The organism is Streptomyces sp. NPDC051636, assembly GCF_044453765.1.
Classification (GTDB): domain Bacteria; phylum Actinomycetota; class Actinomycetes; order Streptomycetales; family Streptomycetaceae; genus Streptomyces.
Genome location: NZ_JBITDA010000079.1, coordinates 1 through 4,182 on the forward strand (window position 1 = coordinate 1; position 4,182 = coordinate 4,182).

Consider the following 4,182-nt stretch of genomic DNA (forward strand, 5'->3'; position numbering starts at 1 on the left):
GCCCCCAGCAGAGCAGTTGACTCCTACCACCGGCCTACGACCAACCCGACCTGCCGTCAAGCCACACCACCACCGGATCTAACGAACTACCGGTAGCGATGACCTTGTTCCTATCCCCCACTTCGAACCGAGCCACAGCATCCAGCCGTACCCGCTCCCGGGCTGCCCTCTCAGCGTCGGTCAAGCCGCCGCCCTGCGCGTACCTCACAGTGACAGCAGTACAGGGCAGCGAGCTCAACGCTCAGCCGAACGACCCGACATCACCCAATCAAGTTCAGTAGCCCTTCACAGCTCGCTCCGCGCGCAACAGGACGCCGGATATGGGAGGAAAACAGCGGCCTCACGCTCTCGTCCTACTGCCGCATGATGGCGGGTTCGTGGCGGCGTAGGAGTCGTGTGACGGCGTAGCCGAGGGCGGTCGAGAAAACGATGAGTATCCCCATGTTCCGCAGCCAGGTGCTTGTGGTGTGGTGGAAGAGCGGGTCAGTTGCCGAGGGGTCGATCCGGGCAAGGCCGATGGTTGAGGCCATCGCGGCCAGTGCCCATCGGGAGGGCACCAGCCAGGCCACGATCCCCAGAACTCCGTGGAGAGGCAGCAGGGCGCCGCAGAACACGACCTGGACGATGGCGAGGAGGACCAGCAGCGGCATAGTCACCTCCTCCTTGTTCACCAGGGCGGAGATGAGCAGGCCGAGCATCATGGCGGTGAAGGCCAGCAGGGCCACGGCGAGCGTGATCTCCAACAACGGCGCCGTGAACACCCCATGACCGCCGGGTGCGTTCAGGCCGATGCCGGCCAGGGCTACCAGGGTGAGCACGACGGCCTGCAGCACCGTGATAGTGCCCAGGACGATGACTTTGGACATTACATAGGCGGATCTGGACAGTCCGACGGCCCGTTCTCGCTGATAGATGATGCGCTCTTTGATCAGTTCGCGTACCGCGTTGGCGGCCCCGGTCAGGACGGCGCCGACGCAGAGTATGAGCAGCGCGCGCGTCGCTGATCCCTGAGCCAGTCGGCTCCCCGCGAGCGCGCGGGCCAACAGACCCATCACGAACGGCAGCGCGATCATGACGCCGACGAAGGTCCGGTCGGCACTGAGCGCGGCCGCGTAACGCCTCACCAGGGTCCTCAGCTGCGCTGTCCAGGCCTGGCGCTGCGGAAGCGGTCCGCTCACCCGTGCTGCGGTCTGCTGAGCGGGCTGCCGTGCGCCGGCAGCATCGACGTACTGCCGGTGCTGTGGCGAGCGCCGGTACTCTCCGGCCCAGTCCCGGCCACGGTCGGCCTCGAACGCCTCGAACGCCTCTGGCCAGTCAGAGAAGCCGAAGAAATCCAGGGCATCGCCAGGCGGTCCGTAGTAGGCGGTCCTGCCGCCGGGGGCGAGGACGAGCAGCCGGTCACAGACCTTAAGGCTAAGCACACTGTGGGTGACCACGATGACCGTTCGCCCATCGTCGGCCAGGCCGCGCAGCATCGCCATGACAGACCGGTCCATGCCCGGGTCGAGCCCGGAGGTCGGCTCGTCGAGGAAGAGCAGCGACGGCTTGGTCAGCAGCTCCAAGGCCACGCTCACCCGCTTGCGCTGACCGCCTGAGAGGCGGTGGATGGCCTGCTCGGCGCGTTCCTGCAGGCCGAGCTCCTGGATGACCTCATCGACGCGCGCCTCCCGTTCCGCCGAGGCGGTGTCCTGGGGAAAACGCAGTTCGGCCGCGTAGACGAGGGCCCGGCGCACGGTCAGCTGGGTGTGCAGGATGTCGTCCTGCGGGACGAGACCGATGCGCTGGCGCAGCTCCGGATAGTTGCGGTACAGATCCCGGCCGTCATACAGGACAGTCCCGTGATCGGCAGGGCGCAACCCGGTCAGCGCGTTCAAAAGGGTGGACTTGCCCGCGCCGCTCGGGCCGACCACTGCCAGCAGGCACTTCGCGCCGACAGGAAAAGAGATCCCGGCGATCAGCTCCTTGCGGCCACCATCGACCGCAACCGTCACGTTATGCACATCGAGGGACACCTCACCGGAGTCGACGTACTCCCGAAACTGGTCGCCGAATAGGCAGAACGCGGACCGGCCGATGCCGACGATGTCCCCCTCCGCCACGAGCGCGTGGGCGACCGGACGACCATTGAGGAACGTGCCGTTGTGGCTACCCAGATCGACGATCTCGTACGTCCCATCGGCGTGCGCGCGCAGCTCGGCGTGATGGCGCGAGACGCCCAGATCGTCCTCGATGACGAGGTCGTTGTCCCCCTCGCGGCCGATACGCACCGTCCGCCTCGGCCGAGGCCGCACCGTCGTCGGCACCCGGAAGGTCCCGGTCGACGAGGGCTCCATCACGGCAGACGGCCCCTCAAGCCGACCGTACGCCGGGGACCCCGGCTTGCAGGTAGTGACAACGGCGCGCGGCCCGGTCGTCGGATTACCGAAGCGGAGGACGCTGCCGGGCCCTACAATGCACACCTGCACGCGGCGTCCCTCGGCATACGTACCGTTCTTGCTGCCCTCATCCACGAGCGTCCAGTGGCCGGCATCGGCACGCAGCACCGCGTGATGCCAGGAGACCCGGGCATCATCGATGGCGATGTCACAGGACGGATCCCGTCCGACGAGGTAGCGTCGGCTCGGGTTCATCACCGTGGAACCCGTATCGGTCTCGAGAACAAGTTCAGGCGCCAGCCGCACCCCGGGCCGCTCTCCCATACCAGAATTCTAGCGAGTGATCTGCATACGTGCTCGATTTAGGCCATGGTCTGTGCGTACAAGCTACTCCAAGCTACGAGGGGAAACGCAAGTTTGTTTCCGAACAAGGCGAGAGCCTTGCCAGGAGGGAGGAAGCCTCCTGCGGACACGGCTAGTGCAGCCGCCGAACAAGGCGGGAGCCCTGGTCAATTACTGCCTGATCTCGATTTCGGCTCAGGCGGTTGACCAGGCCCCAACACACCTGGCCAACGGGTATGCGTGCCAAATGCTGGAGCAAGGCGCGCACCTGACTCCGCAGCACCTACGCTGACGTAGGTTGGGTAGACGGCGGTTGGGTGACGATGCTTGACGTGAGTTTCTTCCCGTCCGTTCGGTACACTTCGCACTCAATGTATCGGAAGCCATTCTTCCAGTAATCCGTCTCCGTTCCCATGAGTCCTCGAACGCCGTTTGTTTCATTCACGTAGGTCGAGCCGTACCTGTTCTGGCAGAGAGTATCTGCATTGTTGTTGGCCGTTCGGTATGTCATCCCCACGGGCGCTTTGATGTACCCAACGATCTGTTCGTCGTGCGGTGTATCGCATTTAGCGATGTAAGCCGCCGTGTTGCTCTTGTTGCTGCTCCAGCAGTCTCCGATCAAAGAATTGTCAAAATACGATTGTTCGCCAATTTTTCGGAAGCGTCCGACGTTGCCCGAGAGCTTTGTGGTCTTGTCGAAGATCAGGCAGGCGGTGTTATGTACACCGCTGTCCCAGCCTGGCTTGCTGGGCGGGAGTGCGTATGGTTGCGCGTCGGCCATCGCGTTCACGGTGTTGGCCAGCAGTGTCTTGCAGTGACTGTTGCCGTTTTTTTGCGCGTCGCCGAGTGAGCTCGCAGGATAGGTATCGAGAACCTGGCCGTCATGGGGAGAATCGGTGCATTCCGTTAGTCCCAAGTTTGGTGGCGGCCCTACGAATTTCTCCTTTACCCATGCAGCGTTGACGCAGTCGCCGGGGAGTAGTTCCTGGGGCAGCCCGACGGCGTCCCCGTAGGGCATTACGGGGCCGGTCGGAGTCGTGCTGGAGGAGGGCTTTTGGGAGTCGCTGAGAGCGGCCACTAGTGCCCACGCTCCCAAACCAACAACGAGCATCGCGGCAGCAGCCAGGGCGATGTTGCGGCGTGTCATACGCGACGGATGAGGTGTAGGAGCCGGTGTTGGGGGCCTCGGCTGTGGAGGACGAGGTGGGACATGGGGGGTTGATGGTTGCTTGATGGGCCCAGGCATCTCGGTAATGGTCTGCTGCGGGGCTCGGGCAGTCCCGGTTGTGATCTCGCGGAGAAGGGATACTGCGTCGTCTGCTGACAGCCGGTGCGCGGGGTCTTTGGCAAGGAGCTTCAGCAGCACGGCTGCTAGGCAGTTTCGTTTGGATCAGTCGGTCGTTGGTCCGGGTGTGCCGTTGACTGATGCGCAGTGGGCGCGGATCGAGCCGTTGCTCCCGGACCG

At 64.3% G+C, this 4,182-nt stretch carries 2 protein-coding genes; both read right to left on the reverse strand.

Going from position 1 to position 4,182, the window contains the following annotated elements:
* Nucleotides 1-353: 353 nt before the first annotated feature.
* A complete protein-coding gene (locus tag ACIBBH_RS42370) occupies nt 354-2,699 on the reverse strand; it encodes an FHA domain-containing protein (protein WP_399414314.1) in 2,346 nt (781 codons plus the stop codon).
* A gap of 301 nt (nt 2,700-3,000) precedes the next feature.
* Nucleotides 3,001-3,864 carry a septum formation family protein gene (locus ACIBBH_RS42375; RefSeq protein WP_399414316.1) on the reverse strand — a complete coding sequence of 288 codons (864 nt, stop codon included), beginning with the start codon at nt 3,862-3,864 and terminating at the stop codon, nt 3,001-3,003.
* Nucleotides 3,865-4,182: the final 318 nt, after the last annotated feature.

What these genes read in the sequence shown, in the direction of transcription:
- ACIBBH_RS42375 (WP_399414316.1), bottom strand. Translation starts at nt 3,864, where the DNA reads ATGACACGCCGCAACATCGCCCTGGCTGCTGCCGCGATGCTCGTTGTT.
- ACIBBH_RS42370 (WP_399414314.1), bottom strand. Translation starts at nt 2,699, where the DNA reads ATGGGAGAGCGGCCCGGGGTGCGGCTGGCGCCTGAACTTGTTCTCGAG.